This is a genomic window from Burkholderia sp. ABCPW 11, from assembly GCF_001523445.1.
Lineage (GTDB): Bacteria > Pseudomonadota > Gammaproteobacteria > Burkholderiales > Burkholderiaceae > Burkholderia.
In genome coordinates this window covers 24,642-51,224 of record NZ_LOVM01000030.1, presented here as the reverse complement: position 1 = coordinate 51,224, position 26,583 = coordinate 24,642, and the positions used below count along the sequence as shown (strand labels likewise).

The following is a 26,583-nucleotide window of genomic DNA, read 5'->3' as shown; positions in this document are numbered from 1 at the left end:
AACACGGCCCTACCCGCGCGCGCGATAGAGATCGGTCAATACCTGGGTCGAGCGCCGCGCCTCGAACAGCGCGGACAGCCGCGCGATGTCCGGGCTCGCGAGATCGCGGATCGCGGCGTCGTCGGCCAGGATGCGGCGGATCAGGTCGAGCTTGCGGCCGAGATCCGATTCGTCGAGCGCGACGCCCGGATCGGCCTCCTTCAATCCGTCCACGAGCTGCATGAATTCGGCCTGCAACCCCGGCAACGCGTTCCAGTCGGCGCCGCGCGCGGCGCACAGCATCCGGCTCGACACGGCGGCAAGCGCCTCGTAACGCGCGAAGTATTCGGCCTTGTGATTCATCGTGATGCTTCCGCTACCTGTTGCGCGGCCATCCGCGCGACTTCCGGGGCGATGCCCGTCCATGCTTCCTCGAGCGTCGCGAGCAAGCCGTCGACCTCGACCAGCATCGCGTCGCTCGCCTGCGCGTTCGCTTCCAGCAGGCGCCGGCCGATATACGCATACAGCGCATCGAGCCGGTCGGCGATCTCGCCGCCCGCGTCGCGGTTCAGCGACGCCTGCAGGCCGCTCTCGACGATCCGGATCGCCTTGCCGATCGCTTCGCCGCGCCCGGCTACGTTGTCCTGCTGCAAATGCATGCGCGCCAGCGCGATTGCCTGCCGCGCCCCCTGGTACAGCATCGCGATCAGCCGATGCGGGGAGGCGCCCATCACCCCGGTCTCGACGCCGACACGCGCGTACGCACTGGCTCCAGCGTGTCCTGGGGAAAACATGCGCTTCTCCTTTATTTGCCTTGGCTATGCGGGAACCGCCGCCGTGCGTCGCACGGCGCGGCCTTCACCGGAGTTATCGGAAGGGATTTGAAAAGCTTTAGGTGCGCTGGAGCTGCCGCCGGGCAAGCGATGCCGGCCCGCCGGCCCCATTCAGCAAGCACAGAACCGTCCCGGGATGCTCGTCGTCGGATAGCCGCCCCCGGATGCCCGTCGTCGGATAGCCGCCCCCGGGATGCCCGTCGCCTCACACCGACATCTGCATGATGTCGTTGTAAGCGCTCACTAGCTTGTTGCGGACCTGGAGCCCGAACTGGAAGCCGATATTGGCCTTCTGCATGTCGACCATCACGTCGTTCAGCGAGATGTTCGGCGCGCCGACCTCGAACGCCTTCGCCTCGCCGAGCGCGCGCTGCTGGTCGCCGCTGATCTTGTCGAGCGACGCCTTCATCGCGCTCGCGAACGTGCCGGCCGTCGCCGCGCCCGAGCCGGCCAGCGCCGCCGTCGGGCTCGCGACGCCGCCGGACGCCTGCGCGGCCATCGACTGCATCTGTTGCAACACCGAACCGATTCCGCTGACGTTCGCAGTCATGCTGTCCCCAGACATAGAGAAGAGACCCGGACGCGCCGGGCGATCCGCCGGCGCCGCACCACGCGCACCATGCCGGATCGCGAAAAAGGATAGCAGCGCGGCGCGCGTCAAAGCCGAGAAAGTACGGGGGAAACCCCGCTCTTTTCGGTCGATCGGAGTGCGCTGCGGGTCACGATAATCGCATCGTGTCATTGTCCGCCCGCTCGCCCGAGCGAGCTCAGTCGCCCCGCTCCGGAGAAACTCGACGCATGGATTCGCAGGCCAACTCGCTGATCAACCCAGACGCCCGCGCGGGCCTCAGCCCGGCGCCCGGCGCCGCCGCGGCCGCCGCGTTGCCGGGCGCGGGCGGCGCAGGCGCGGACTTCGGGCTGGGCGGCTTCGCCGAACGCATTCCCGGCATCTCGCGAATGAAGGGCAACCCGAAGCTGCCGTTCGTGATCGCCGTCGCGTTCGCGATCGCCGCGATCACCGCGCTCGTGCTGTGGAGCCGGGCGCCCGACTACCGCGTGCTGTACAGCAACCTGTCCGACCGCGACGGCGGCGCGATCATTGCCGCGCTCCAGCAGGCAAACGTTCCGTACAAGTTCGCCGATGCCGGCGGCGCGATCCTCGTGCCGTCGAACCAGGTGCACGAAACGCGGCTGAAGCTCGCCGCGATGGGGCTGCCGAAGGGCGGCTCGGTCGGCTTCGAGCTGATGGACAACCAGAAATTCGGCATCAGCCAGTTCGCCGAGCAGATCAACTACCAGCGCGCGCTCGAAGGCGAGCTGCAGCGCACCATCGAATCGATCAACGCCGTGCGCGGCGCCCGCGTGCATCTCGCGATCCCGAAGCCGTCGGTGTTCGTGCGCGACAAGGAAGCGCCGAGCGCGTCGGTGTTCGTCGACCTCTATCCGGGCCGCGTGCTCGACGAGGGCCAGGTGCAGGCGATCACGCGGATGGTGTCGTCCGGCGTGCCCGACATGCCGGCGAAGAACGTGACGATCGTCGACCAGGACGGCAACCTGCTGACCCAGACCGCTTCCGCTTCCGGCCTCGACGCGAGCCAGCTCAAGTACGTGCAGCAGGTCGAACACAACACGCAGAAGCGCATCGACGCGATCCTCGCGCCGATCTTCGGCGCCGGCAACGCGCGCTCGCAGGTCAGCGCGGATCTCGATTTCTCGAAGATCGAGCAGACGTCGGAAAGCTACGGCCCGAACGGCACGCCGCAGCAGGCCGCGATCCGCAGCCAGCAGACCAGCAGCGCGACCGAACTCGCGCAGGGCGGCGCGTCGGGCGTGCCGGGCGCGCTGTCGAACACGCCGCCGCAGCCGGCTTCCGCGCCGATCGTCGCCGGCAACGGCCAGAACGCGCCGCAGACGACGCCCGTCAGCGACCGCAAGGACCAGACGACCAACTACGAGCTCGACAAGACGATCCGCCATACCGAACAGCCGATGGGCAGCGTGAAGCGGCTGTCGGTCGCGGTCGTCGTCAACTACCAGCCGGTCGCCGACGCGAAGGGCCACGTGACGATGCAGCCGCTGCCGCCCGCGAAGCTCGCGCAGGTCGAACAGCTCGTGAAGGACGCGATGGGCTACGACGCGAAGCGCGGCGACTCGGTAAACGTCGTGAACAGCGCGTTCTCGACCGCGAGCGACCCGTACGCCGACCTGCCGTGGTGGCGCCAGCCCGACATGATCGCGATGGCGAAGGAAGCCGCGAAGTGGCTCGGCATCGCGGCGGCCGCGGCGGCGCTCTACTTCATGTTCGTGCGCCCGGCGATGCGCCGCGCGTTCCCGCCGCCCGAGCCGCCCGCGCCGGCGCTCGCGGCGCCGGACGAAGCGGTCGCGCTCGACGGCCTGCCCGCGCCGGAAAAGGCGGCGGAGGAAGCCGATCCGCTGCTGCTCGGTTTCGAAAACGAGAAGAACCGCTACGAACGCAACCTCGACTACGCGCGCACGATCGCCCGCCAGGATCCGAAGATCGTCGCCACCGTCGTGAAGAACTGGGTGTCCGATGAACGCTGAAGGCTTGACCAAGAGCGCGCTGCTGCTGATGTCGATCGGCGAGGAAGAGGCCGCGCAGGTATTCAAGTTCCTCGCGCCGCGCGAGGTCCAGAAGATCGGCGCCGCGATGGCCGCGCTGAAGAACGTCACGCGCGAGCAGGTCGAGGACGTGCTGCAGGAGTTCGTGAAGGAAGCCGAGCAGCACACCGCGCTGTCGCTCGATTCGAGCGAGTACATCCGCTCGGTGCTGACGAAGGCGCTCGGCGAGGACAAGGCCGGCGTGCTGATCGACCGCATCCTGCAGGGCAGCGACACGAGCGGCATCGAAGGCCTCAAATGGATGGATTCGGGCGCGGTGGCCGAACTGATCAAGAACGAGCACCCGCAGATCATCGCGACGATCCTCGTGCACCTCGACCGCGACCAGGCCTCGGAAATCGCGTCGTGCTTCACCGAACGGCTGCGTAACGACGTACTGCTGCGGATCGCGACGCTCGACGGCATCCAGCCGGCCGCGCTGCGCGAGCTCGACGACGTGCTCACGGGCCTGCTGTCCGGCAGCGACAACCTGAAGCGCAGCCCGATGGGCGGCATCCGCACGGCGGCCGAGATCCTGAACTTCATGACGAGCGTGCACGAGGAAGGCGTGCTCGAAAGCGTGCGCCAGTACGACGCCGATCTCGCGCAGAAGATCATCGACCAGATGTTCGTGTTCGAGAACCTGCTCGACCTCGAGGACCGCGCGATCCAGATGGTGCTGAAGGAAGTCGAGTCGGAAACGCTGATCGTCGCGCTCAAGGGTGCGCCGCCGGCGCTGCGCCAGAAGTTCCTGGCGAACATGTCGCAGCGCGCGGCCGAGCTTCTCGCCGAGGATCTCGACGCGCGCGGCCCGGTGCGCGTGTCCGAAGTCGAGACGCAGCAGCGCCGCATCCTGCAGATCGTGCGCAACCTCGCCGAGAGCGGCCAGATCGCGATCGGCGGCAAGGCGGAAGACGCGTATGTCTGATTCGGCGAGCGATCGCGTGGGCACCCTCACCGCGTACCAGCGGTGGGAGATGGCGTCGTTCGACCCGCCGCCGCCCCCGCCGCCGCCCGACGACGCGGCGGCGGCGGCCGCCGCGCTCGCCGAGGAACTGCAGCGCGTGCGCGACGCCGCGCACGCCGAAGGCCATGCGGCCGGCCACGTCGAAGGCCAGGCGCTCGGCTACCAGGCCGGTTTCGAGCAGGGCCGCGAACAGGGCTTCGAGGCTGGCCAGGCCGATGCCCGCGAACAGGCCGCGCAGCTCGCGGCGCTCGCCGCGTCGTTCCGCGAAGCCGTATCGGCGGTCGAACACGATCTCGCGTCCGAGCTCGCGCAACTCGCGCTCGACATCGCGCAGCAGGTCGTGCGCCAGCACGTGAAGCACGACCCGGCCGCGCTGGTCGCGGCCGTGCGCGACGTGCTCGCGGCCGAGCCCGCGCTGTCCGGCGCGCCGCATCTCGCAGTGAATCCGGCCGACCTGCCCGTCGTCGAAGCGTATCTGCAGGACGAGCTCGACACGCTCGGCTGGAACGTGCGCACCGACGCGTCGATCGAGCGCGGCGGCTGTCGCGCGCACGCCGCGACCGGCGAGGTCGACGCAACGCTGCCCACCCGCTGGCAGCGCGTCGCCGCCGCGATCGGCAAGGTGAGCACGTGGTGACGCGCTTGCCCGACGCGCTCGCGCACGACGGCATGACGCCGCTCGAACGCGAGCTCGCGCTCGCGTCGTTCGGGCCGGCGGCCGCGCACGATCCCGCCCACGACACCGCGCCGCATCCAGCGGCCTCGGCCGCCGCCCCGCGCGCGCCGCACAATCCGCATCTCGCACACTGGCGCACGCACCTGAACGGGCTCGCCGCGCGCAGCCACCACGCGTTGCCGCTGCGGCCATGCGGACGCCTCACGCGCGCGGCCGGCCTCGTGCTCGAGGCGATCGGGCTGCGCCTGTCGGTCGGCGCCGAATGCACGATCGAACTGCCGCCCGGCAGCACGCTGTCGCACGCGGAAGCCGAAGTCGTCGGTTTCGCCGGCGACCGCCTGTTCCTGATGCCGACCACCGACGTCGCCGGCGTCCTGCCCGGCGCACGCGTGTGGCCGCGCGAAAGCGCGCCCGTCACCGATCCCCTCGCGGGTGCGAAGCGGCTGCCGGTCGGCTGGGAGATGCTCGGGCGCGTCGTCGACGCGTCGGGCCGCCCACTCGACGGCCTTGGCCCGCTCGCGTCGAAGGTCGACGCGCCGCTGTCGGCGCCGTCGATCAACCCGCTCGATCGCGAGCCGATCCATCACGTGCTCGACGTCGGCGTGCGCGCGATCAACGCGCTGCTCACCGTCGGCCGCGGCCAGCGGATGGGCCTGTTCGCGGGCTCAGGCGTCGGCAAGTCGGTGCTGCTCGGCACGATGGCGCGCTACACGAGCGCGGAAGTGATCGTGATCGGCCTGATCGGCGAACGCGGCCGCGAAGTAAAGGAATTCATCGAACAGATCCTCGGCGAGGACGGGCTCGCGCGCTCGGTCGTCGTCGCGGCCCCAGCCGACGTGTCGCCGCTTCTGCGAATGCAGGGCGCCGCGTACGCGACGTCGCTCGCCGAGTATTTCCGCGATCAGGGCAAGCACGTGCTGCTGCTGATGGATTCGCTCACGCGCTACGCGATGGCGCAGCGCGAGATCGCGCTGGCGATCGGCGAGCCGCCCGCGACGAAAGGCTATCCGCCGTCGGTGTTCGCGAAGCTGCCCGCGCTCGTCGAGCGCACCGGCAACGGGCCCGAAGGCGGCGGCTCGATCACCGCGTTCTACACGGTGCTGACCGAAGGCGACGACCAGCAGGACCCGATCGCGGATTCGGCGCGCGCGATCCTCGACGGCCACATCGTGCTGTCGCGTGCGCTCGCCGAGGCCGGCCACTATCCCGCGATCGATATCGAGGCGTCGATCAGCCGCGCGATGACCGCACTGATCGACGAAACGCATCTCGACCACGTGCGGCAGTTCAAGCAGATGCTGTCGCGCTACCAGCGCAATCGCGACCTGATCGCCGTCGGCGCCTACGCACCCGGCCGCGACGCGCAACTCGACCGCGCGATCGCACTCTACCCGCGCATCGAGGCATTCCTGCAGCAGGGCTTTCGCGAATGTGCGCCGTTCGCATCGAGCCTCAGCGCGCTCGATGCGCTGTTCGACGCTTACGGAGGCTGATCCCGATGGCCCACGGCTTTCCCCTTCAGTTGCTGCTCGAGCGCGCGCAGGAGGACCTCGATTCGGCCGCGAAGCAGCTCGGCACCGCGCAGCGCGATCGCACCGCGGCGGCCGAACAGCTCGACGCGCTGCTGCGCTATCGCGACGAATATCACGCGCGCTTCGCGCAATCGGCGCAGAGCGGGATGCCGGCCGGCAACTGGCGCAATTTCCAGGCGTTCATCGACACGCTCGATGCGGCGATCGCGCAGCAACGCACCGTGCTCGCCGCGGCCGAAGTCCGCATCGACGAGGCGCGCCCGAACTGGCAGCAGAAGAAACGTACCGTCGGCTCGTATGAAATCCTGCAGGCGCGCGGCATCGCGCAGGCAGCGCAGCGCGACGCCCGGCGCGAACAGCGCGACGCCGACGAACACGCCGCGAAGATCCTGCGCATGCGGGCCGACGCGGCCCGTTCGTCGTAACCGACCACCGCATTCGAACGAGAGAACCGCCATGCCTCCCCTGCCCCTGCTCGGTGCGCTGCTCGACACCGCCGGCGCCGCACTCAAGGCCGCCCGCGGCTCGGGTGCGTCCGCCGCCGGCGATGCGTCGGCCACCGCGAGCGCCGTGCCGTTCGCGCAGACGCTGAAGCAAAGCGTCGCCACGCGCGGCGATACGGCCAACGCCGGTACACCGGACGTGTCGACCCAACAGGTTTCGTCTAAGCCGGCCGCCGGCGCGAAGCCGTCCGGCACGAACGACGACGACGCGACCGACGATACGACCGCGAACGCCGCCGCCAACCCCGATGCCGCAGCACTCGCGGCCGCCGCCGTACAGGCGCAACTGCAGGCACGCCCGGACCCTGCGACGCCGGCCGACGCGGCGAGCGCCGCTGCCGCCGCTGCCACGACGCAAAAGACGGCCGTGTCCGGCCAGCCGGACGCCACGGCGATGCTCGCCAGCCACGCAACCCAGGACGCGGCCACCGAGCCGAGCGACCCGGCATCGAGCCGCGACGCGCTGCAAGCGACGCTCGCCAGGCTGACGGGTGGCGCGATCGCGATGCCGGCGACCGGCTCGGCCGCCTCCACCGCGCCGACGGCGCCGGCAGCGACCGCGTCGAACGCCGCCGCGCCGCTGACGCCGAAAGTGCCGACCTTCGACCGCACGCTCGCCGACGCGAAAGGCGCGCTCGCCTCCCAGCCGACGCCGGCTCAGGTCACGCCGCAAACGCTGCAGGCCGACGCGAATGCGCAATCCGGCACCCAGCACGCGCTCGCGGCGGCCGGCAACGCGACGGACCCGGCCGCCAGCGCGACGCTCGCGGCCGGCGCAACGGCCGCCGCCGCCGCGCAGGCGAACCTGCAACTGTCGCCGGCCGCCGGCGCGATCGCCGCCGCCAACGCGCACGTGCTCGCACCGCACGTCGGCACGGCCGACTGGACGGATGCGCTGAGCCAGAAAGTGGTGTTCCTGTCGAATGCGCACCAGCAGAGCGCCGAGCTGACGCTCAACCCGCCCGATCTCGGGCCGCTGCAGGTCGTGCTGCGCGTCGCGGACAATCACGCGCACGCGCTGTTCGTGTCGCAGCACGCTCAGGTGCGCGATGCGGTCGAAGCCGCGCTGCCGAAGCTGCGCGAGGCGATGGAAGCGGGCGGGCTCGGGCTCGGCAGCGCGACCGTCAGCGACGGCGGCCTCGCCTCGCAACAGCAGCCCAACCCGCAGCAGGCCTTCGCCGGCGGCCAGTCGTCGCGACGCGGGAACGGCGGACCGTCAGCCGTCGATGCACCCGCCGACGCCGCGCCATCCGCACCGGTCGCCGCACGCGCGAGCCGCGCCGGCCTCGTGGATACGTTTGCCTGAGCATGACCGCCGCCGTGCGCGCCGCATCTAGCGGCCGTGCACCGCGGCCGCCGCCTCGCCGCGCGGCACGCCGCCCCGACGCGCCGCGACGATGAAGTCGGCCGCGCGTTCGCCGATCATCACCGACGGCGCATTCGTGTTCCCGCCGATCAGCGTCGGCATCACCGACGCATCCACCACGCGCAGCGCGTCGACGCCGCGCACGCGCAGTTGCGGATCGACGACCGCGCGCGCATCGGCGCCCATCCGGCAGGTGCCGACCGGGTGATAGATCGTGTCCGCATGCGCGACGATCGTCGCGCGCAGCTCCGCTTCGCTCTGGTCCGGCCGCGTGTACAACTCGCGCCCGCCCTGCGACGCGAGCGGCGCCTGCGACAGGATGCGCCGCATCGCCTGCGCGCCGCGCACCAGCAGGTCGAGATCGCGCGAATCGCTGAAGAAGCGCGGATCGATCAGCGGCGCGTCGCGCGCGTCGCCGCTCGCGAGCGCGACCGTGCCGCGGCTGAACGGCCGCAATGCGCACACGTGCAGCGAATAGCCGAAACCCCAGTGCATCTTGCGGTTGTGATCGTCGACGAGCGCCGTGCAGAAATGCAGTTGCAGGTCGGGACGCTCGAGCGACGGATCGCTCTTGATGAAGCCGCCGGCCTCCGCGACGTTGCTCGTCATCATCCCCGTGCGGCTCGAGAAATAGCGAGCGAGCGCCGGCGTCATCTTCGCGATGCCGCGCAGGCACACGCCGACCAGCTCCGACGAATTCACGCGCGTGTTGATGATGAAGTCGATGTGATCGATCAGGTTCGTGCCGACGTCCGGCGCATCCTGCACGACCGCGATCCCGTGCCGGCGCAATTGCTCCGCCGGGCCGATCCCCGAACACATCAGCAGTTGCGGCGAATTGAACGCACCGGCCGACAGGATCACTTCCGCGCGCGCGCCGAGCGTCTCGATCCGCCCGTTGCGCGACACGACGACGCCGACCGCGCGCTTGCCGTCGAACCCGACGCGCAGCGCCGTCGCATCGGTGATCACGTGCAGGTTCGGCCGGTTGCGGCCGTAGATGTACGCGCGCGCCACGCTGCAGCGCGAGCCGTCGCGATGCGTGACCTGATAGAAGCCGACGCCTTCCTGCTTCGCGCCGTTGAAGTCGTCGTTCAGCGGATAGCCGGCTGCGTGCGCGGCCTGGATGAATCGTTCGGAGAACGGATTGCGAAAGCGCAGATCCGACACCGACAGCGGGCCGTCCGCGCCGTGCCACGCGTCGGCGCCGCGCTCGTTGCCTTCCGCGCGGCGGAAATACGGCAGCACGTCCTGCCAGCCCCAGCCCGTCGCGCCGAGCTGCGCCCATTCGTCGTAGTCGCCCGGGTGGCCGCGCGTGTAGATCATCGCGTTGATCGCGCTCGAGCCGCCCATCCCGCGCCCGCGCGGCTGATAGCCGCGCCGCCCGCCGAGGCCCGGCTGCGGCACCGTCTCGTAGCCGTAGTTGGTGCCCAGCTTGAACGGCACCAGCGCCGCGATGCCGACCGGCATGTTGACGAGCAGGTTGCGCTCCGTATGCGAGCCGGCCTCGATCAGCGCGATCGTCGCATCGGGGCAGGCATCGGCGAGACGGCCGGCGAGGCTCGAGCCGCCCGAACCGCCGCCGACGATGATGTAGTCGTATTGCATGTCACGTCTCCGTCGTGTCATGGAAGGCGCCCGGCACCGCCGCGCGACCGCGTCTCCTCTTGTGTTCGGGCATTGTAGGAATGGCCGTCGCGTGCGCGGCGCGCGGATTCAAGAGCGATTCCTCTAAACGCCCGCGTGAACTAAATTTAAGATGTACCGATACGCTTCGCGCGATGCACCGGCCACGAGAAGCCGATTCGTCGCGAAACGGGAGGAACGACGATGCAGCGCCCGATTCTGCAGGCCGCGTGTCGACCGGGTGATCCCGAGGTCGCGCGCGCGGCCCGCATTTCATTTCAAACGACGGCCCGCGCGACGATGCACGGCGTCATGCGTGCGGTCGGTCGAAATCGAACGGCGCGTGTCGTCGCCGACCGTTTGGACGGTGTGTCGGCGCCGCCGCACGATGCACGGCGGCCCGCAATCGCATACGCGTCGCATTGCCCTGCTGCGGTGCACCGGCAGACGATCGCAAGACGGCATCGCGTGCCCGCTCGTCACCGTATCGGGTCGCGCGCGCGGGCCGTGCGGCACGATTTTCGGGCGCGCGCACCGTCGCGCGGATACGACGCCCGCCGCGTACCGCAACCGGTTTTCGAGCACCCGTCGCATCCGGCCCCGTGCCGCGCGACACGCATCACCCGATCCGCGTCGCCGCGCTCGCCGAGCGTGCGCGTGCGGCGTGACGGCCGGCCGATCGGCCAGGCCCAACTGGAGGAGACGACATGAAGAACGACCTGCCCGAACTGGCCCCGCAAGCACTGCCGTCGGTCGATGCGCTGACGTCGCTGCTGCACGACCAGCGCGCGGCGTACCTGCGCGCACCGTACCCGGCATGGGACACGCGTGCGCAGCACCTGCGCGCGCTGCGCACGATGCTGATCGACCACGCGGATGCGCTCGCCGACGCGATCAGCGCCGATTTCGGCCATCGCGCGAAACAGGAAGTGCTGCTGTCGGAAATCTGGATGGCGAAGGAAGAGATCGACGACGCGCTGAAGCACGGCAAGCGCTGGATGAAGCCGATCCGCAAGCCGATGAACAAGTGGCTGCGCCCGGCGCGCGCGAAGGTGATACCGCAACCGCTCGGCGTGGTCGGCATCGTCGTGCCGTGGAACTACCCGGTGCTGCTCGCGGCGGGCCCGCTGATCTGCGCGCTCGCCGCCGGCAACCGCGCGATCGTCAAGATGTCCGAACTGACGCCGCGCACGTCGGCGCTGTTCGAGCAGCTCATCGGCAAGACCTTCGCGCGCGACCACGTCGCGGTCGTGAACGGCGACGCGGAAGTCGGCGCCGCATTCAGCGCGCTGCCGTTCGACCATCTGCTGTTCACCGGCTCGACGCACGTCGGCCGCCACGTGATGCGCGCGGCCGCCGACAACCTCACGCCCGTCACGCTCGAGCTCGGCGGCAAGTCGCCGGCGATCGTCGGCCCGAATGCGCGCTTCGACGCGGCCGTCGACGCGATCGTCGCCGGCAAGACGCTGAACGCCGGCCAGACCTGCATCGCGCCCGACTACGTGCTGCTGCCGCGCGGGATGGAAGGCGCGTTCATCGAACGCGCGCGGACCCGCTTCGCGAAGCTGTATCCGGACCTGGCGGCCAACGGCGACTACACGACGATCGTGTCGCCGCGTCACTACGCACGCCTGCAGCAACTCGCGAGCGACGCGCAGGCAGCCGGCGCGCAATTGCATCCGCTGTCCGACGCGCAGTCCGATCCCGCGTCGCGCCGCTTCGTACCGTGCGCGGTCACGCAGGTGCCGGCCGCGTCGTCGCTGATGCAGGAAGAGATCTTCGGGCCGCTGCTGCCGCTCGTGCCGTACGAGCGGCTCGACGAGGCGATCGCGTACGTCAATGCGCGCCCGCGTCCGCTCGCGCTGTACCTGTTCGACGAGGATCGCGGCACGATCGACCGCGTGATGCGCGAAACGGTCTCGGGCGGCGTATCGATCAACGAAACGCTGATGCACATCGCGTGCGGCAGCCTGCCGTTCGGCGGCGTCGGTGCGAGCGGCATGGGCGCGTATCACGGCTACGACGGCTTCGTGACGTTCTCGAAGATGAAGCCGGTGCTCACGCAGGCGCGGCTGAACGCACGCAACCTGCTCGCGCCGCCGTACGGCAAACGCTTCGCCGCACTGATCAAGCTGATGCTGAAATTCTGAGCCGGCCGGGCCGCACGCACGCATCGCGTCGCGGCCGTTGCGGGCCCGACGCGCGGCATCCATGCCGCGCACGCAGCCGTCACACCGGCCAGAGCGGCCCCTCCTGCATCGCGCCGATTTGCTCGCGCAATTCGAGCACGCGTGCTTCCCAGTAACGATGCGTGTTGAACCACGGGAAGGCAGCCGGAAACGCGGGGTCGTCCCAGCGCCGCGCGAGCCACGCCGCATAGTGGATCAGCCGCAGCGTGCGCAGCGCTTCGACCAGATGCAGCTCGCGCGGCTCGAATTCGCAGAAATCCTCGTAGCCGGCGAGCAGGTCCGCCAGCGCGCGCGACGCGCCTTCGCGATCGCCCGGCAGCAGCAGCCACAGATCCTGCACGGCCGGCGCCATCCGGCTGTCGTCGAAGTCGACGAAATGCGGGCCGGCATCGGTCCACAGAACGTTGCTCGGATGACAGTCGCCGTGCGTGCGCAGCAGGCGGATCTCTCCGGCGCGCTCGAACGCGGCCTCGACGCCTTCGAGCGCGAGCGCGACCGCGCTCGCGTACGCCGCTCTTACGTCATCCGGAATGAAATCGTGCGCGAGCAGATAGTCGCGCGGCTCGTAGCCGAACGTATCGATGTCCAGCACGGGACGCGCGACATACGGCTGCGTCGCGCCGACCGCATGAATGCGGCCGATGAAGCGACCGAGCCATTCGAGCGTGTCGCTGCGGTCGAGATTGGGGGCGCGGCCGCCGCGCCGCTCGAAGATCGAGAAGCGGAAACCGTCGAACGCGTGCAGCGTATGGCCGTCGAACGATCGCGCGGGCACCGCCGGAATCTCGCGCGCGGCGAGTTCGGCGACGAACGCATGTTCTTCGAGAATCGCGTCGTCCGACCAGCGCGCCGGGCGATAGAACTTCGCGACGACCGGCGGGCCGTCTTCGATACCGACCTGGTAGACGCGGTTTTCGTAGCTGTTGAGGGCGAGCAGGCGCCCGTCGGTGCGCAGGCCGGCCGGCATCAGCACGCTGTCGAGCGCGTCGAGCACGCATTCGGGCGTGAGGCCGGCGAACGGCGGGTTGGCGGGAGAAGCGGGAGCGGAAGTGGCGTCTGTCATGCCCCGCATTGTGCCGCCACCCGGGCCGAAAGACGAGCGTCCGGCGCGATGCGCCAGGGCCTGTTCACGCTAACAACGGACTTGCGCTGGCCCCCATGGATGAATTTCTCCAAACGGGGGAACGCGCCTTTCCGCCCGCAGGGCGGCGTCGTTCGTCGTTGCAATAGCTACGGCTATTGCACCTCCTCTCTTCTTGCACGCGCCCGAAGGAAGTCCCCTTGGGGGACGGGGTGAAAGGTGCGTTCGCGAGCCCGTTGCTAGCGCGAACAGGCCCTAGTGAAGCGCCGCGCCGGCCGGCAGGACGGATTCGCCTGTGTCGATCAGATCCTCGAGAAAGAACGGCTCGGTGTTGAGTTCTTTCGACTCACCCGGCACGCCCGCGTACCAGGTCACCATGGCCATGTCGCCCAGGATGCGCTGGACGATGCCGCGCGCGCCTTTCGGCACCGCGATATGGGTAGTGCAGACGATCGACCCGATATGCATGATGGTTCCCCACTCTTGAATCTTGAAACCCGGCCCGCTGGCGAGCCGGCAAATGCACGATCCGCGCCGCTCTCGACGGAGCGTTGCGCGTGATCCCATTGTTCACGGTTTATCGAAGCGCGAAAAGAAGAAGAAGCAGGCGAAATGCCGCGAATTCGTCGAATGTCTCCAATCAACCACTGCGCCGGGCTCGTACTTGCCTGCCCGGTTACCCCCATCATACCCTGTCGAATGTGACCGCCCACCGAAACCGCCCGGCGGCGGCGCGCGCACGGAATTGACGCAACGCGCATACCGCTTCGCTTCTTCCGTGCAGGAGCATCGGCACACGCCCTGCGATCGGCGCCGACATCGCCTCGCGCGCGTCGCATGTCGATCGCCTTTCACCGTTTGTCGAATGCTTGCGTGCGCAGCGGCCGGCGCACCGGCGTCGGCCTGCATCGGCACAACATATCGCCGGCAACATGCAGCCGCCGACAGGAGTTGCGTTCGGCGCTTGCCTTGCGGTACCTTAGGCTTTCGTTCGCGTTCACTCGCATTCCGACACGATGCATCCGCTCACGTCCGCCCTTGCCAAATCCCGGCCGCAGTTCGACTCGCGGCCGCAGGCGTGCGCGCATCCGTCGGTCCTTCCCCCTCCTGTCGCACCGCCGCTCGTCAGCGCTGCGCCGCCCCCGCCGGCGGCACGCGCCGGCTGACCGGCCGGCTTCCGTTTTCGTCTTCCATTCGCCTCGTTGGCTGCAGCTGCGTGCGTCGTGACGCACGGCATGTTGCCGCGCGCGCGGATGGAACGTTTCGATCCGTTCGACAGGTGGATTCACATGGTTTCGTTCAAACGCGCGCTTGCCGCGCATGGCGCGACGTCGCTCTTCGTGCTGCTGTGGAGCAGCGGGGCGATCTTCGCTGAACTCGGTCTGCGTCACGCATCCGCGTTCGCCTTTCTCACTGCCCGTTTCGCGCTCGCATCGCTCGTGCTGCTCGCGCTGGCCTTCGTGCGCAAGCGCTGGCTGCCGCCGCACGGCGAGCGGCGCATGGCCGCGCTGACCGGCTTGCTGATGATGGGCGGCTATTCGATCTTCTACCTGCTCGCGCTCGAGCGCGGCATCGCGCCCGGCGTGCTCGCGACGATCCTCGGCGTGCAGCCGATCCTCACGCTCGCGATCGTCGAGCGTCGCTGGCAGCCGGTGCGCATCGCGGGGCTCGCGCTGTCGCTCGCCGGCCTCGCGCTCGTCGTCGGCCGTGGCGTGAGCGGCATGAACGGCGGGAAGGGCGGCCTGTCGGCTGCCGGCATCGCGTGCGCACTCACGGCACTCGTCGCGCTGACCGTCGGCTCGCTGCTGCAAAAACGCGTACGCGCGGCGCCCGCCGACGTGCTGCCGCTGCAGAATGCGATCGGCCTCGCGCTGTGCGTCGCGATCGCGCCGTTCCGGCCGGTGTCGTTCGACACGAGCTGGGCGTTCGTCGTGCCGCTACTGTGGCTCGGCATCGTGATTTCGGTGATCGCGCAACTGCTGTTCTACCGATTGATGCAGCGTGGCGATCTCGTGAACGTGACGAGCCTGTTCTATCTCGTGCCCGTCGTCACCACGCTGATGGATGCCGTATGGCTCGGCAATCGGCCCGAGCCGCTCGCGCTCGCCGGCATGAGCGCGATCGTCGCCGGGCTCGCGCTCGTGTTCCGCGCGCCGGCCGCACGATCGCAATCCGAGCGCGCCTGAGCGGGCGGGCCGCCGCGCCTGCGGGTGCGGCGGCCCGCATCGGACACGTACGACGATTCCGCGAGAACCGAAAGGAACGGGAAAGATACGTGCAAGGCGTTCGTCTTGCTTGCACGAAAAACGCGTGCTTCCCGCGGCTTTCCGCTGATTTTTAATGGTTCGGATAGCGAAAAGCGCCGCCGGTTGCCTATACTCGAATGGACGGCCCGCACGCAACGGGCCGGACCAACTAGAAACACCCGGCATGGGGCCGGGGTGAGCGCACGCGTGCCGTTTCGGGTCGATATCCCGCAGGGATGGAGCCGCCAAGGCAACACTGAAGCGCCCACTTCGGTCGACACTGGAGACACGCATGACGACCTATTTCACGATCGGCGACTTCATTCTGTTGATTCCGATGGCGCTGGCCGGAGCGCTATTTCTCGGCGCGGTGCCGTGCGCGACCCAATTCCGTCACAACCTGCTGCGCGTACTCGGCGTCATTCTCGGCGTCGGCGTCGCGGTGCTGCTCGTTGAAGGCCTGCCCGCGCTGATCTAGCGCGCCGCCAGCGCGCGACGTGCGTCGCTGCATCGCAGCGACGCGACGTACGGTCCGCGGGTCGGCGACACGGCACGCGACGTTTCGCATGCCGTATCGACTCCCGATCAGATCGCCTGATCGGTGGACGGCTTTTCCCACAGATTGATGCCGCCTTCCGTCGCGTAACGATCGATCTCGGCGAGCTCCTCCGCCGAGAATTCGAGGTTCTTCAACGCGCCGACGTTCTCGCGCACCTGCTCCGCGCGGCTCGCGCCAATCAGCGCGGACGTCACGCGGCCGTTACGCAACACCCACGCCAAGGCCATCTGCGCAAGGCTCTGCCCGCGCCGTTCGGCGATCGTGTTGAGCTTGCGCACATGCTCGAGGTTGTCCGCGCTCAGGTGTTCCTGCTTCAGCGAGCCGCCGCCCGGCTTGTTCACGCGCGCGTCGGCCGGCACGCCATTCAGATACTTCGACGTCAGCAAGCCCTGCGCGAGCGGCGTGAACGCGATGCTGCCCGCGCCGACTTCGTCGAGCGTGCCGAGCAGCTCGCGCTCGATCCAGCGGTTCAGCATGTTGTACGAAGGCTGGTGAATCAGCAGCGGCACCTTGTATTGCGCGAGCAGCTCGGCCATCTCGCGCGTCTTCGCGGCCGAATACGACGAGATGCCGATATAGAGCGCCTTGCCCTGCTGCACGGCCGACGCCAGTGCGCCCGCCGTTTCCTCGAGCGGCGTGTGCGCGTCGAAACGGTGCGAATAGAAGATGTCGACGTAGTCGAGCCCCATCCGCTGCAGGCTCTGGTCGAGACTCGCGAGCACGTACTTGCGCGATCCGCCGCCGCTGCCGTACGGCCCCGGCCACATGTCCCAGCCGGCCTTCGTCGAGATCAGCAGCTCGTCGCGATACGGCCGGAAATCCTCCTTCAGCAGCCGGCCGAAATTGATTTCGGCGCTGCCGTACGGCGGCCCGTAGTTGTTCGCGAGGTCGAAGTGGTTGATGCCGAGGTCGAACGCGGTGCGCAGAATCTCGCGCTGCGTCGAGATCGGCGTCGAGTCGCCGAAGTTGTGCCACAGACCCAGCGACAGGGCGGGCAGTTTGAGCCCGGATTTGCCGCAGGTGCGGTATTGCATGCCGGCATAACGTTCGGAAGCTGCTTCGTAGGCCATGAGTCTGTTCCGTCAGGACATCGGGGGAAGGGGCGCGCGCCGGCCGCGCACATGGCGTGACGGCGGCGAAGGAGTCATACGACGACTATGGTAGCGAAAGCGGCCGGATCGCGCACGGCGGCACGGCGATGGACGCGACCGCGACCGTCGCCTACACTGCGGCGTCTCGAATCACCGTTTCAGCGAGGTTGGTATGTCCCGGGTCATCTCGGTTGCACTGCTCGTCGGCGGCATCGTGCTGCTGTATTTCGGCGGCCAGTCGTTCCATTCGATCAACGACAACGTGTCGCGCTTCTTCACCGGCTCGCCCGCGACGAAGACGATCCTGCTGATCGTCGGCGGCGCCGTCGCGTCGTTCGCCGGCCTGATCGGCCTCGCGATGCCGGGCAGCAAGCGCTGATCGCTGCGCATCGCGACGCCCGCCCGTCTGCCTCACGCGCGCGGGCCGCACCAAGCGAAACGGGCGGCCACGCCGCCCGTTGCTTCATTCGCGCGCGATGCGCCGCATCGCGTGATCGGAGCGGCAACACCCTGCTGCCCCGATCCTGACCTAGAACTGCACTTCCGGCTTCGACGCCGAGCGCGTGCCGGGCACCGGCCGGTTGCTTGCGCCGTGATACGTGTACACGAGCGAGAACTTCACCTGGTCGGAACGGTTCTGCCCGGCCGAATGCAGCGTGTTGCAGTGAAAGAACACGACATCGCCCGTCTCCAGCGACGGACACGTGGCCGCGTCGATCATCCTGCGGTTTTCCGGCAGATCGCCGCGGAAGAACTTCGCGTTGTCGAACGCTTCCGGCCCGAATTCGGCCGTATGCGAACCCGGCACGAGCCACAACGCGCCGTTCTCGTTGGTTTCAGGCCCAAGGGCGAGCCACACCGACACCATGTCCGGGCGCTCGAACGCCCAGTAGCGGAAATCGCGATGCCAGCCGGTCAGGCTGCCGTACGCCGGGTGCTTCGTCATCATGCAGTTGTGATGCGCGCGCGACAGCACGGGCTCTTCACCGAAATACTCGCGCATCCACGCGCCGATTTCAGGGGCCACCGCGCGCTCGGCAAACGCCGGATCGCGCGAATACGCATCGAGCAGCCGCCGCACCGTATGCCCGCCCGGCGCATGCTTCGATTCGGGCGCGCCCGGGTAGCGCAGGTCGGCCTCGAACTCGATCGGCTCGGCGGCCTCCCGCAACTGACGCTCCGCGATCTGCCTGAGCGCCGCGCACTGCTCCTCGCCGACGAGGCCGCGCGCGACGACGAAGCCGCGCTCGCGCAATTCCGCGACCTGCGCGCGGATCGATTCCGACTGCAATGGAGACGACATGGGATGCCAGACGTTTATTGTGTGAATGTGACGATTGTAAATCGGCGCCGGATACCGCGAACAGCACCATTGTCGTGCGCAGGGGCATGCCAATCACAGCTTTGATCCGGGTCAAGGGAACTGTGCGACGCGGCACCTGCCTCAGCGACAGGCGGTATGCGGCACACGCGTTGCAGCACAAGGGTTTATCGCGACTTTTGCCCGTCACGAAACCCCTGTAGCCTGACGCGGCCTGTCAATTCTGGCGGGGGCGGCGCGCAGCGGGATCCGATAAGATCCGTTGTGCCATCCGAGGCCGTTCATACCAGTGCGCTCTTCAGGGCGCCACCCATACAAGCGAAGCATCGTTCACATGCCATTCCGTCTGACTTCCCGTTTCAACCGCGCTGCGAAGCGCGTCGTGCCGTCCGCTCCTGCCCGCTCGCTGCGCCATCACCGCGCACGCACGCAGGCGCTGGCCGAGCGTACGCACACGCACAGCCGGCTGGACGGCATCCGTGCGTGGTTCCACGCGTTTTTCTCGATGATGAGCGCGCAGACGTTCGCGCGCCGCGCCGGCCTGCGCTCGCTGCTGCAGAAGCCGTCGTCGCTGCGCGCGCTCGCGCTGCGCCGCACGCTCGGCCCGCAGCGCCGCGTCAACCGCCCGCGCCGCCTCGCGGCGAGCAACGGCTGGTTCGGGTTCGGCGCACGCTGAGCGAATGCCTGGCGGGCATGGCCCGCACCGATCGCCGCCATTGCATCGGCGACCGAAATCCATAAAAAAACCCCGGCCAGGCCGGGGTTTTTCATTTCAGGCGAACGACGCTTACGCGACGCGTGCCGTCGGCTCCACACCGGCTGCTTCGGCCAGCGCGAGCGCCTTGTCGGTCGCTTCCCACGAGAATTCCGGCTCTTCGCGGCCGAAGTGGCCGTAAGCCGCGGTCTTCTCGTAGATCGGGCGCAGCAGGTCGAGCATCTTGATGATGCCCTTCGGACGCAGGTCGAAATGCTCGCGCACGAGCTTCGTGATCACCGCATCCGACACGCGGCCCGTGCCGAACGTGTTGACCATCACCGAGGTCGGCTCGGCCACGCCGATCGCGTACGACACCTGGATCAGCGCGCGCGACGCGAGGCCGGCGGCAACGATGTTCTTCGCGACGTAGCGGCCGGCATAGGCAGCCGAGCGGTCGACCTTCGACGGATCCTTGCCCGAGAACGCGCCGCCGCCGTGCGGTGCGGCACCGCCGTACGTGTCGACGATGATCTTGCGGCCGGTCAGGCCGCAATCGCCCTGCGGGCCGCCGATCACGAACCGGCCGGTCGGGTTCACGAGGAACTTGATGTCGCCCTTGATCAGGTCGGCGGGCAGCGTCGGCTTGATGATTTCCTCGATCACGGCTTCGCGCAGCGCGGGCAGTTCGATGTCCGGCGCGTGCTGCGTCGACAGCACGACGGTGTCGATCGAATCGGGCTTGCCGTCGACATAGCGGACCGTCACCTGCGACTTCGCGTCCGGACGCAGCCATTGCAGGCGACCGTCGCGGCGCAGGCTGGCCTGGCGCTCGACGAGGCGGTGCGACAGGTAGATCGGCAGCGGCATCAGTTCCGGCGTTTCGTCGCACGCATAGCCGAACATCAGGCCCTGGTCGCCCGCGCCTTGATCGAGGTTGTCGTCGTGTGCGCGATCGACGCCCTGCGCGATGTCCGGCGACTGCTTGTCGTACGCGACGAGCACCGCGCAACCCTTGTAGTCGATGCCGTAGTCGGTGTTGTCGTAGCCGATGCGCTTGATCGTGTCGCGCGCGATCTGGATGTAATCGATGTTGGCCGTCGTGGTGATTTCACCGGCCAGCACGACGAGACCCGTGTTGCACAGCGTTTCGGCTGCAACGCGGGAGTATTTGTCCTGCTCGAGGATGGCGTCGAGAATCGCGTCCGAGATTTGGTCCGCGACCTTGTCCGGATGGCCTTCGGAGACGGATTCGGACGTGAAGAGATAATCGTTTGCCACTTTTTCAGGCTCCTGTGTGGTTACGGTTGGTTTCACGTAGCCAGCTTCGTTGGGCCTGAAGCGGCGACGCTTTAGCGGATTACCAGGACCGGGCAGCGCGTGTCGCGCCAGCCGGCTTCGCCCCGCAAGTTGTCAGTTAACTCGGCGAAGCCCGTATTATAGCGGCTTTCCTGAATTGTCACAGAGCGCCGCCCGTGCTGCATCTTCCGCTGTCTTACCACCCTGTTCGCAACGTGCCGGCCAGCCGGCCCTACGGAGCTTCCGCATGCTAGGCCGCCTCGGCACGCACCTCGCCATCGCCTTGCTGAAGCTGCTCGCCCTGCTGCCGTACGGTCTCACCGCACGGTTCGGCGACGGCCTCGGCTGGCTGCTGTATCAGATCCCCAGCCGGCGAAAGCGCATCGTACATACGAATCTGAAACTCTGCTTCCCCGACTGGAGCGACGAGCGGCGCGAGGACGTGGCGGGCCGGCATTTCCGCCATGCGATCCGCAGCTACGTCGAGCGCAGCGTGCAGTGGTTCGGCTCGGAGAAAAAGCTCGCGAAACTGATCCAGGTCGACAGCGCGGTCGATCTCACCGATCCCGACCTGCCGCCAACGCTGTTCCTCGGCCTGCATTTCGTCGGCATCGAGGCCGGTTCGATCTGGCTCAACCGGTCGCTGCAGCGCCGCTGCGGATCGCTGTACCAGCCGTTCTCGAACGCGGTGCTCGAGGAAGAGGCGAAGAAGGCGCGCGGGCGCTTCGACGCCGAGATGGTCGGCCGCGCGGACAGCGCGCGCGTCGTGCTGCGCTGGCTGCGCGACCGCAAGCCGGTGATGCTCGGCGCCGACATGGACTACGGGCTGCGCAATTCGACGTTCGTGCCGTTCTTCGGCGTGCCGGCGTGCACGCTGACGGCCGTCGGCCGGCTCGCGAAGACGGGCCGCGCGCAGGTCGTGCCGTTCATCGGCGAGGTGCTGCCGAACTACAAGGGCTACCGTCTGAAGGTATTCAAGCCGTGGGATCACTACCCGACCGGCGACGACGATCTCGACGCGCGGCGGATGAACGAATTCCTCGAGGAACAGATTCCGCTGATGCCCGAGCAGTATTACTGGGTGCACAAGCGCTTCAAGACGCGCCCGCCCGGCGAGCCGAGCCTCTACTGAGCAGCATCGGCCTGCGGGCGCACGGTCATGCGCGCGTCCGCACTCTGGTTACCTTCGGGACGCCTTTCGCGCGTGCCTGCCACAGATCGTAGGCGGATTGCCGCGCGAGCCACAGATCCGCACGGCCGCCATTCTCCTCGCCGAGCCATGCTCGAGGCGCAGCGCCATTTCCGGCGAGATTCCTGCATGGCCGTGCAGGATGCGCGACAGCGCCGCGCGCGTGACGCCAAGTTGCGCGGCAGCCTCGGTGACAGTCAGGCCCAGCGCCGGTAGCACGTCCTCGCGCAGCGCTTCGCCCGGATGCGGTGGATTGAAGATGCGAGTCATGGCTTGGATCACCTCGATGGTAGTCCTGGTAATCGACCAGGACGGCATCGGCTCCGTCGAAGCTGAACGTCAAACGCCAGTTGCTGCTCACGCTCGCCGCGTAATGGCCGTCCAACCCTCGGGCCAGGCCGTGAAAGCGCCAGCCCGGCACGTTCATGTCGAGCGGCCGGCTCGCAGCGTCGAGACGTGCGAGCTGGCGCCGTAACCTCGGGGCATGGCCGGGCCGGATGCCCGCCTTGTTCCCGCTCGTGAAAAACGCTTCCAGCCCCTTGTGCTGCCACGACTTGATCATGGATCTCCCACATTCGAGTCGCGATGCCGACAGCATGGCCCATGCGTATAGCCACACTATACGAATCGCTCGATTGCGCTCTCAATTCGACCTGTACGAAAGTGCGCGTCCCGCCCGTCCGCTGTTTTCGCCGAGCCTTGCGCCCGCCGCGACAGGTTCGCCACACCGCATCAATTTGCCCACCCGCCTCGCATGCGACCAGTCGACCGATCGGCAGATACCGCGCCCTGCCCGCCTTCGCCCGCGGTACAAACCGGTCGCCCACGCAGGACGCCCCTGTCGGCTGCATGTATCATTTGCGGTTGAGATCAGCACGACGAACGAGGCCGCCCCGGCGCGGCCACCGGCCGGCCGTGCCGACCGCCTTGTTCGCCATGGAATTCCGGATCCAGTGAAACTCTCGTTCACCAAGATGCACGGCGCGGGCAACGACTTCGTCGTGCTCGACGGCTATTCGCGCGCGCTGCCGCCGCTCACCGATGCGCAGGTGCGCGCGCTCGCCAACCGCCACTTCGGCATCGGCGCCGATCAGTTGCTGCTGGTCGAGAAACCGACCGTCGACGGCGCGGATTTCAAGTACCGGATCTTCAATTGCGACGGCGGCGAGGTCGAGCACTGCGGCAACGGCGCGCGCTGTTTCGTGAAGTTCGTCAGCGACCGCGGCCTGACCGACAAGCGCAGCGTGCGCGTGCAGGTCATGAAGGGCCTGATCATGCTGACGATGCAGGACAACGGCGAAGTCGTCGTCGACATGGGTGCGCCCGTGTTCGCGCCGGCGCAGGTGCCGTTCGATGCATCGGGCCTCGACGGCCGGACCGACGGCAACGACACGCTGTGGCCGCTCGACGTCGGCGGCGCGACGCGCTGGATCTCGACGGTGTCGATGGGCAACCCGCACGCGGTGCAGGTCGTCGACGACGCCGAAGCGTATCCCGTGCTGGAAGAAGGCCCGCTGATCGAGCGCCATGCGCGCTTCCCGCAGCGCGTGAACGCCGGTTTCATGCAGATCGTGTCGCGCCGCGAAGTAAAGCTGCGCGTGTACGAACGCGGCGCGGGCGAGACGCTCGCGTGCGGCACCGGCGCGTGCGCGGCGGTCGCGGCCGGCATCCGGCGCGGCCTGCTCGATTCGCCCGTGACCGTGCACACGCACGGCGGCACGCTGACGATCGGCTGGGACGGCGCGCGCGACGAAGCCGCCGCGCTGACGATGGCCGGCCCCGCCGCGACCGTGTTCGAAGGCGAGATCGACCTGATCGCCTGACCCTGCAACGTCCTTGATAACTGAACGCTCCAGCCACATGAACGATCGCGAAGTCGCCGACTACCTGCTCGCCAATCCCGAATTCTTCGCGCAGCACGCCGAGCTGCTCGCGACGATTCGTCTCGCGAACCCGCACGGCAAAGCCGCGATCTCGCTGCAGGAGCGGCAGATGGAGATGCTGCGCGACAAGAACAAGCACCTCGAACGCCGGCTCGCCGAGCTCGTGCGCTACGGGCACGAGAACGACAGCCTGTCCGCGAAGTTCAGCCGCTGGACCGCGCGCGTGATCGCGGAGCGCGATCCGTACGCGCTGCCGCGCACGATCGCCGACGGCATCGCCGACGTGTTCGACGTGCCGCAAACGGCGCTGCGCGTGTGGGATGTGGCCGACACCTACGCGCAAGCCGACTTCGCACGCCAGGTCGGCGAGGAAGTGCGCCTGTTCACGAACGGCCTGTCGACGCCGTATTGCGGCGCGAACACGGGCTTCGAGGCCGCCCAGTGGCTCGCGCCCGCGCTCGCCGCCCCGGCCGCGAGCGCGGCGGAAGGCGCCGAGGCCGCGCCGGCCGGCGACGGCTCGGCCGCGTCGGTCGCGCTGCTCGCGCTGCGTGCGCCCCTTGCCGGCAACGACGCGCCCGCGTTCGGCCTGCTGGTGCTCGGTTCGCCCGATCCGCGCCGCTTCCACGACGGGATGGCCACCGACTTCCTCGCGCAGATCGCGACGCTCGCGAGCGCCGCGCTCACGCGCCTGCTGCCGCACTGATTCGCCGCACGCGATGACCGACGATCCGATCGCCGCCTACCTGTCGAACCTGCAGCACGTCAGGCAGCTGTCGGAACACACGCTGCGCGGGTACGCGCACGAACTCGACGAACTGAAGAAGCTCGCGGCCGGCCGGCCGCTCGAAGCATTGACAGCCGCCGACATGCGCGGCGCGGTCGTGCGCGCGCACGCGGCCGGGCTGTCCGCGCGCTCGATCTCGCACCGGCTTTCCGCATGGCGTGCGTTCTATCGCTGGTTCGCGCAGCGCATCGAGATGCCCGCGAATCCCGTGGCCGGGGTACGCGCGCCCAAACGCGAGAAATCGCTGCCCAAAGCGCTGTCGGTCGACGATGCGGTCGCACTCATGGATACGCCGCTGCCCGAAACGACCGAAGGCATCCGCGACCACGCGATCCTCGAGCTGTTCTATTCGTCGGGGCTGCGCCTCGCCGAACTGGTCGGGCTCGACGTCGGGTACGCGCAGGCCGACGGCTACCGCTCGGCCGGCTGGCTCGATCTCGCCGAAGCCGAAGTCACCGTGCGCGGCAAGGGCAACAAGGAGCGCAAGGTGCCGGTCGGCCGCAAGGCGATCGACGCGCTGAACGCGTGGCTCGCGGTGCGCGGCGAATTCGTGAAGCACGATCCGCATCCACTGTTCCTGTCGGTGCGCGGCAACCGGATGTCGCCGGGCGTCGTGCGCGAACGTGTGAAGCGCGCGGCGCTCGCCGCCGGCATCCCCGCCAACGTCCACCCGCACGTACTGCGCCACTCGTTCGCGACGCACGTGCTGCAGTCGAGCGGCGACCTGCGCGCGGTGCAGGAACTGCTGGGCCACGCGAGCGTCGCCGCGACGCAGGTCTATACGTCGCTCGACTTCCAGCATCTCGCGAAGATTTACGACAGCGCGCATCCGCGCGCGAAGAAGCGCGACTGACGCGCGCCCCGTGTTACCCGCCGCGCGCGGCGGCCGGCATCGGCCGGCGTCGCGCCCGGCCCATTTCGATCTCATCATGCAAACCGTCACCCTCAAGCCGTCCAAGGAAAAATCGCTGCTGCGCCGCCATCCGTGGATCTACGCCAATGCGATCGACCGCGTCGACGGCAAGCCCGCGCCCGGCGCGACCGTGCTCGTGCGCGCGCACGACGGCCGCTTTCTCGCGCGCGGTGCGTACAGCCCGCAGTCGCAGATCCGCGTGCGGGTGTGGAGCTTCGACGAGAGCGAGCCGATCGATCACGCGTTCTTCAAGCGCCGCGTGCAGCGCGCGGTTGCGCACCGCACGACGATGGTGTCGGGCACGGGCGCGGTGCGGCTCGTGTTCGGCGAGGCCGACGGGCTGCCGGGGCTGATCGTCGACTACTACATCGCGGACACGGCCGAGCCGGGCGCCGCGCCGCGCGGCCAGCTCGTGTGTCAGTTCATGGCGGCCGGCGTCGAAGCGTGGAAGGACGCGATCGTCGCGGCGCTCGTCGGCGCGACCGGCTGCCCGAACGTGTACGAGCGCTCGGACGTGTCGATCCGCGACAAGGAAGGGCTCGAGCAGACGACCGGCGTGCTGGCCGGCGACGCGCCGCCCGCGACGCTGATCGCGAACGAAAACGGCGTGCGCTATCACGTCGACGTGCCGAACGGCCACAAGACGGGCTTCTACGTCGACCAGCGCGACAACCGCGCGCTCGTCGCGCAGTACGCGGCCGGCCGCGACGTGCTGAACTGCTTCTGCTACACCGGCGGCTTCTCGCTCGCGGCGCTCAAGGGCGGCGCGAAACGCGTCGTGTCGATCGACTCGTCGGGCGACGCGCTCGCGCTCGCGCAGCAGAACGTCGTGGCCAACGGCTTCGACGCCGAACGCGCGACCTGGCTCGACGCCGATGCGTTCAAGACGCTGCGCCGCCTCGTCGACGAAGGCGAGCGTTTCGACCTGATCGTGCTCGATCCGCCGAAGTTCGCGCCGACCCGCGACAGCGTCGATCGCGCGGCGCGCGCGTACAAGGACATCAACCTGAGCGGCTTCAGGCTGCTGCGCCCGGGCGGCCTGCTGTTCACGTACTCGTGCTCGGGCGCGATCGACATGGACCTGTTCCAGAAGATCGTCGCGGGCGCGGCCGCCGACGCGAAGGTCGACGCGCGTATCCTGAAGCGGCTCGGCGCGGGCGTCGACCATCCGTTGCTCGCCGCGTTCCCGGAGGGCGAATATCTGAAGGGCCTGCTGTTGCAAATCGTCTGATC

General features: G+C 68.6%; 25 protein-coding genes and 2 pseudogenes. 16 read left to right on the top strand and 11 right to left on the bottom strand.

Annotation, left to right across the window (positions count from 1 at the left end):
• Window positions 1–9: 9 nt before the first annotated feature.
• The 3 genes from WS61_RS11580 to fliE form a co-directional block, all read right to left on the bottom strand.
• Complete coding sequence (locus WS61_RS11580; RefSeq protein WP_059500605.1) at window positions 10–342, bottom strand: flagellar protein FliT; 333 nt, start codon at window positions 340–342, stop codon at window positions 10–12.
• Window positions 339–773: a flagellar export chaperone FliS gene (gene fliS, locus WS61_RS11575; RefSeq protein ID WP_059500604.1), complete on the bottom strand. Its 435-nt coding sequence runs from the start codon at window positions 771–773 to the stop codon at window positions 339–341. The genes WS61_RS11580 and fliS overlap by 4 nt, the downstream gene beginning before the upstream one ends.
• Window positions 774–1,017: 244 nt before the next feature.
• Window positions 1,018–1,362, bottom strand: coding sequence for a flagellar hook-basal body complex protein FliE (fliE, locus tag WS61_RS11570; RefSeq protein ID WP_034208646.1), 345 nt, complete (start codon window positions 1,360–1,362; stop codon window positions 1,018–1,020).
• Between the two features lie 248 nt (window positions 1,363–1,610).
• Here fliE and fliF point away from each other — a divergent pair, with 248 nt between their 5' ends.
• The 6 genes from fliF to WS61_RS11540 are packed head-to-tail and all read left to right on the top strand — an operon-like array spanning window position 1,611 to window position 8,415.
• A complete protein-coding gene (fliF, locus tag WS61_RS11565; protein WP_059500603.1) occupies window positions 1,611–3,374 on the top strand; it encodes a flagellar basal-body MS-ring/collar protein FliF in 1,764 nt (587 codons plus the stop codon).
• Window positions 3,364–4,359: a flagellar motor switch protein FliG gene (gene fliG / locus WS61_RS11560; RefSeq protein WP_034208648.1), complete on the top strand. Its 996-nt coding sequence runs from the start codon at window positions 3,364–3,366 to the stop codon at window positions 4,357–4,359. Before fliF ends, fliG begins: the two co-directional genes overlap by 11 nt.
• Window positions 4,352–5,035 (top strand): flagellar assembly protein FliH, encoded by a 684-nt coding sequence (gene fliH, locus WS61_RS11555; protein WP_059500602.1) that lies wholly within the window; start codon window positions 4,352–4,354, stop codon window positions 5,033–5,035. Before fliG ends, fliH begins: the two co-directional genes overlap by 8 nt.
• A 32-nt stretch (window positions 5,036–5,067) precedes the next feature.
• Complete coding sequence (gene fliI / locus WS61_RS11550; protein WP_373557118.1) at window positions 5,068–6,567, top strand: flagellar protein export ATPase FliI; 1,500 nt, start codon at window positions 5,068–5,070, stop codon at window positions 6,565–6,567.
• Window positions 6,568–6,572: 5 nt separating this feature from the next.
• Window positions 6,573–7,031 carry a flagellar export protein FliJ gene (gene fliJ / locus WS61_RS11545; RefSeq protein ID WP_059500600.1) on the top strand — a complete coding sequence of 153 codons (459 nt, stop codon included), beginning with the start codon at window positions 6,573–6,575 and terminating at the stop codon, window positions 7,029–7,031.
• A 31-nt stretch (window positions 7,032–7,062) separates the two neighbouring features.
• Entirely contained in the window at window positions 7,063–8,415 is a 1,353-nt protein-coding gene (locus tag WS61_RS11540; protein ID WP_059500599.1) for a flagellar hook-length control protein FliK, read from the top strand.
• Window positions 8,416–8,442: 27 nt separating this feature from the next.
• Here the strand turns inward: WS61_RS11540 and WS61_RS11535 are convergent, their stop codons facing one another.
• On the bottom strand, window positions 8,443–10,083 hold the full coding sequence (locus WS61_RS11535) for a GMC family oxidoreductase (protein WP_059500598.1): 1,641 nt from the start codon (window positions 10,081–10,083) through the stop codon (window positions 8,443–8,445).
• 725 nt (window positions 10,084–10,808) lie between these two features.
• Between WS61_RS11535 and WS61_RS11525 the strand changes: the two genes are divergently transcribed.
• Window positions 10,809–12,251 carry a coniferyl aldehyde dehydrogenase gene (locus tag WS61_RS11525; RefSeq protein ID WP_059500596.1) on the top strand — a complete coding sequence of 481 codons (1,443 nt, stop codon included), beginning with the start codon at window positions 10,809–10,811 and terminating at the stop codon, window positions 12,249–12,251.
• A 79-nt stretch (window positions 12,252–12,330) separates the two neighbouring features.
• Here the strand turns inward: WS61_RS11525 and WS61_RS11520 are convergent, their stop codons facing one another.
• Both WS61_RS11520 and WS61_RS11515 read right to left on the bottom strand, forming a co-directional pair.
• The gene (locus WS61_RS11520) at window positions 12,331–13,353 is read right to left on the bottom strand and encodes a serine/threonine protein kinase (RefSeq protein ID WP_095211697.1); all 1,023 of its coding nucleotides are present in this window, start codon (window positions 13,351–13,353) and stop codon (window positions 12,331–12,333) included.
• A 273-nt stretch (window positions 13,354–13,626) separates the two neighbouring features.
• The gene (locus WS61_RS11515) at window positions 13,627–13,839 is read right to left on the bottom strand and encodes a hypothetical protein (protein WP_006477514.1); all 213 of its coding nucleotides are present in this window, start codon (window positions 13,837–13,839) and stop codon (window positions 13,627–13,629) included.
• Between the two features lie 821 nt (window positions 13,840–14,660).
• Between WS61_RS11515 and WS61_RS11510 the strand changes: the two genes are divergently transcribed.
• Window positions 14,661–15,557, top strand: coding sequence for a DMT family transporter (locus WS61_RS11510; RefSeq protein WP_059500664.1), 897 nt, complete (start codon window positions 14,661–14,663; stop codon window positions 15,555–15,557).
• 352 nt (window positions 15,558–15,909) lie between these two features.
• Complete coding sequence (locus WS61_RS11505) at window positions 15,910–16,095, top strand: hypothetical protein (protein ID WP_006482800.1); 186 nt, start codon at window positions 15,910–15,912, stop codon at window positions 16,093–16,095.
• 107 nt (window positions 16,096–16,202) lie between these two features.
• Here the strand turns inward: WS61_RS11505 and mgrA are convergent, their stop codons facing one another.
• The gene (gene mgrA, locus WS61_RS11500) at window positions 16,203–17,246 is read right to left on the bottom strand and encodes an L-glyceraldehyde 3-phosphate reductase (RefSeq protein ID WP_059500594.1); all 1,044 of its coding nucleotides are present in this window, start codon (window positions 17,244–17,246) and stop codon (window positions 16,203–16,205) included.
• A 193-nt stretch (window positions 17,247–17,439) separates the two neighbouring features.
• On the opposite strand from mgrA, the gene WS61_RS11495 reads away from it, so the two are divergent.
• On the top strand, window positions 17,440–17,646 hold the full coding sequence (locus tag WS61_RS11495; RefSeq protein WP_034208658.1) for a DUF3185 family protein: 207 nt from the start codon (window positions 17,440–17,442) through the stop codon (window positions 17,644–17,646).
• Between the two features lie 150 nt (window positions 17,647–17,796).
• Here WS61_RS11495 and WS61_RS11490 read toward each other — a convergent pair whose 3' ends face one another.
• Window positions 17,797–18,570, bottom strand: a complete 774-nt coding sequence (locus WS61_RS11490; RefSeq protein ID WP_059500593.1) for a phytanoyl-CoA dioxygenase family protein — start codon at window positions 18,568–18,570, stop codon at window positions 17,797–17,799.
• 352 nt (window positions 18,571–18,922) lie between these two features.
• On the opposite strand from WS61_RS11490, the gene WS61_RS11485 reads away from it, so the two are divergent.
• Window positions 18,923–19,264, top strand: a complete 342-nt coding sequence (locus WS61_RS11485) for a hypothetical protein (protein WP_034208660.1) — start codon at window positions 18,923–18,925, stop codon at window positions 19,262–19,264.
• Between the two features lie 111 nt (window positions 19,265–19,375).
• Here WS61_RS11485 and metK read toward each other — a convergent pair whose 3' ends face one another.
• On the bottom strand, window positions 19,376–20,563 hold the full coding sequence (gene metK / locus WS61_RS11480) for a methionine adenosyltransferase (RefSeq protein WP_006482984.1): 1,188 nt from the start codon (window positions 20,561–20,563) through the stop codon (window positions 19,376–19,378).
• A gap of 265 nt (window positions 20,564–20,828) precedes the next feature.
• Between metK and lpxL the strand changes: the two genes are divergently transcribed.
• Complete coding sequence (gene lpxL, locus WS61_RS11475; protein ID WP_059500592.1) at window positions 20,829–21,713, top strand: lauroyl acyltransferase LpxL; 885 nt, start codon at window positions 20,829–20,831, stop codon at window positions 21,711–21,713.
• Window positions 21,714–21,738: 25 nt separating this feature from the next.
• Here lpxL and WS61_RS11470 read toward each other — a convergent pair.
• Window positions 21,739–22,040, bottom strand: a pseudogene (locus WS61_RS11470) (HigA family addiction module antitoxin).
• Window positions 22,041–22,056: 16 nt separating this feature from the next.
• A pseudogene (locus WS61_RS33180) lies at window positions 22,057–22,332 on the bottom strand (type II toxin-antitoxin system RelE/ParE family toxin); the annotation flags it as partial.
• Between the two features lie 391 nt (window positions 22,333–22,723).
• On the opposite strand from WS61_RS33180, the gene dapF reads away from it, so the two are divergent.
• The 4 genes from dapF (at window position 22,724) to WS61_RS11445 (ending at window position 26,581) form a co-directional block, all read left to right on the top strand.
• Window positions 22,724–23,593, top strand: coding sequence for a diaminopimelate epimerase (gene dapF / locus WS61_RS11460; RefSeq protein WP_059500590.1), 870 nt, complete (start codon window positions 22,724–22,726; stop codon window positions 23,591–23,593).
• A gap of 37 nt (window positions 23,594–23,630) precedes the next feature.
• Window positions 23,631–24,356, top strand: a complete 726-nt coding sequence (locus WS61_RS11455) for a DUF484 family protein (RefSeq protein WP_059500589.1) — start codon at window positions 23,631–23,633, stop codon at window positions 24,354–24,356.
• A 13-nt stretch (window positions 24,357–24,369) separates the two neighbouring features.
• Complete coding sequence (gene xerC, locus WS61_RS11450; protein WP_059500588.1) at window positions 24,370–25,290, top strand: tyrosine recombinase XerC; 921 nt, start codon at window positions 24,370–24,372, stop codon at window positions 25,288–25,290.
• Window positions 25,291–25,366: 76 nt separating this feature from the next.
• Window positions 25,367–26,581, top strand: coding sequence for a class I SAM-dependent rRNA methyltransferase (locus WS61_RS11445; protein WP_059500587.1), 1,215 nt, complete (start codon window positions 25,367–25,369; stop codon window positions 26,579–26,581).
• Window positions 26,582–26,583: the final 2 nt, after the last annotated feature.

Bases quoted from the DNA above. Each gene is read 5' to 3' on its own strand.
- WS61_RS11455 (WP_059500589.1), top strand. From the start codon at position 23,631: ATGAACGATCGCGAAGTCGCCGACTACCTGCTCGCCAATCCCGAATTC.
- fliJ (WP_059500600.1), top strand. From the start codon at position 6,573: ATGGCCCACGGCTTTCCCCTTCAGTTGCTGCTCGAGCGCGCGCAGGAG.
- WS61_RS11485 (WP_034208660.1), top strand. From the start codon at position 18,923: ATGCCATTCCGTCTGACTTCCCGTTTCAACCGCGCTGCGAAGCGCGTC.
- fliF (WP_059500603.1), top strand. From the start codon at position 1,611: ATGGATTCGCAGGCCAACTCGCTGATCAACCCAGACGCCCGCGCGGGC.
- WS61_RS11515 (WP_006477514.1), bottom strand. From the start codon at position 13,839: ATGCATATCGGGTCGATCGTCTGCACTACCCATATCGCGGTGCCGAAA.
- xerC (WP_059500588.1), top strand. From the start codon at position 24,370: ATGACCGACGATCCGATCGCCGCCTACCTGTCGAACCTGCAGCACGTC.
- WS61_RS11580 (WP_059500605.1), bottom strand. From the start codon at position 342: ATGAATCACAAGGCCGAATACTTCGCGCGTTACGAGGCGCTTGCCGCC.
- fliE (WP_034208646.1), bottom strand. From the start codon at position 1,362: ATGACTGCGAACGTCAGCGGAATCGGTTCGGTGTTGCAACAGATGCAG.
- WS61_RS11535 (WP_059500598.1), bottom strand. From the start codon at position 10,083: ATGCAATACGACTACATCATCGTCGGCGGCGGTTCGGGCGGCTCGAGC.
- WS61_RS11540 (WP_059500599.1), top strand. From the start codon at position 7,063: ATGCCTCCCCTGCCCCTGCTCGGTGCGCTGCTCGACACCGCCGGCGCC.
- WS61_RS11510 (WP_059500664.1), top strand. From the start codon at position 14,661: ATGGTTTCGTTCAAACGCGCGCTTGCCGCGCATGGCGCGACGTCGCTC.
- WS61_RS11490 (WP_059500593.1), bottom strand. From the start codon at position 18,570: ATGTCGTCTCCATTGCAGTCGGAATCGATCCGCGCGCAGGTCGCGGAA.
- WS61_RS11525 (WP_059500596.1), top strand. From the start codon at position 10,809: ATGAAGAACGACCTGCCCGAACTGGCCCCGCAAGCACTGCCGTCGGTC.
- fliG (WP_034208648.1), top strand. From the start codon at position 3,364: ATGAACGCTGAAGGCTTGACCAAGAGCGCGCTGCTGCTGATGTCGATC.
- fliH (WP_059500602.1), top strand. From the start codon at position 4,352: ATGTCTGATTCGGCGAGCGATCGCGTGGGCACCCTCACCGCGTACCAG.
- fliS (WP_059500604.1), bottom strand. From the start codon at position 773: ATGTTTTCCCCAGGACACGCTGGAGCCAGTGCGTACGCGCGTGTCGGC.
- lpxL (WP_059500592.1), top strand. From the start codon at position 20,829: ATGCTAGGCCGCCTCGGCACGCACCTCGCCATCGCCTTGCTGAAGCTG.
- WS61_RS11520 (WP_095211697.1), bottom strand. From the start codon at position 13,353: ATGACAGACGCCACTTCCGCTCCCGCTTCTCCCGCCAACCCGCCGTTC.
- WS61_RS11505 (WP_006482800.1), top strand. From the start codon at position 15,910: ATGACGACCTATTTCACGATCGGCGACTTCATTCTGTTGATTCCGATG.
- mgrA (WP_059500594.1), bottom strand. From the start codon at position 17,246: ATGGCCTACGAAGCAGCTTCCGAACGTTATGCCGGCATGCAATACCGC.
- WS61_RS11495 (WP_034208658.1), top strand. From the start codon at position 17,440: ATGTCCCGGGTCATCTCGGTTGCACTGCTCGTCGGCGGCATCGTGCTG.
- WS61_RS11445 (WP_059500587.1), top strand. From the start codon at position 25,367: ATGCAAACCGTCACCCTCAAGCCGTCCAAGGAAAAATCGCTGCTGCGC.
- fliI (WP_373557118.1), top strand. From the start codon at position 5,068: ATGACGCCGCTCGAACGCGAGCTCGCGCTCGCGTCGTTCGGGCCGGCG.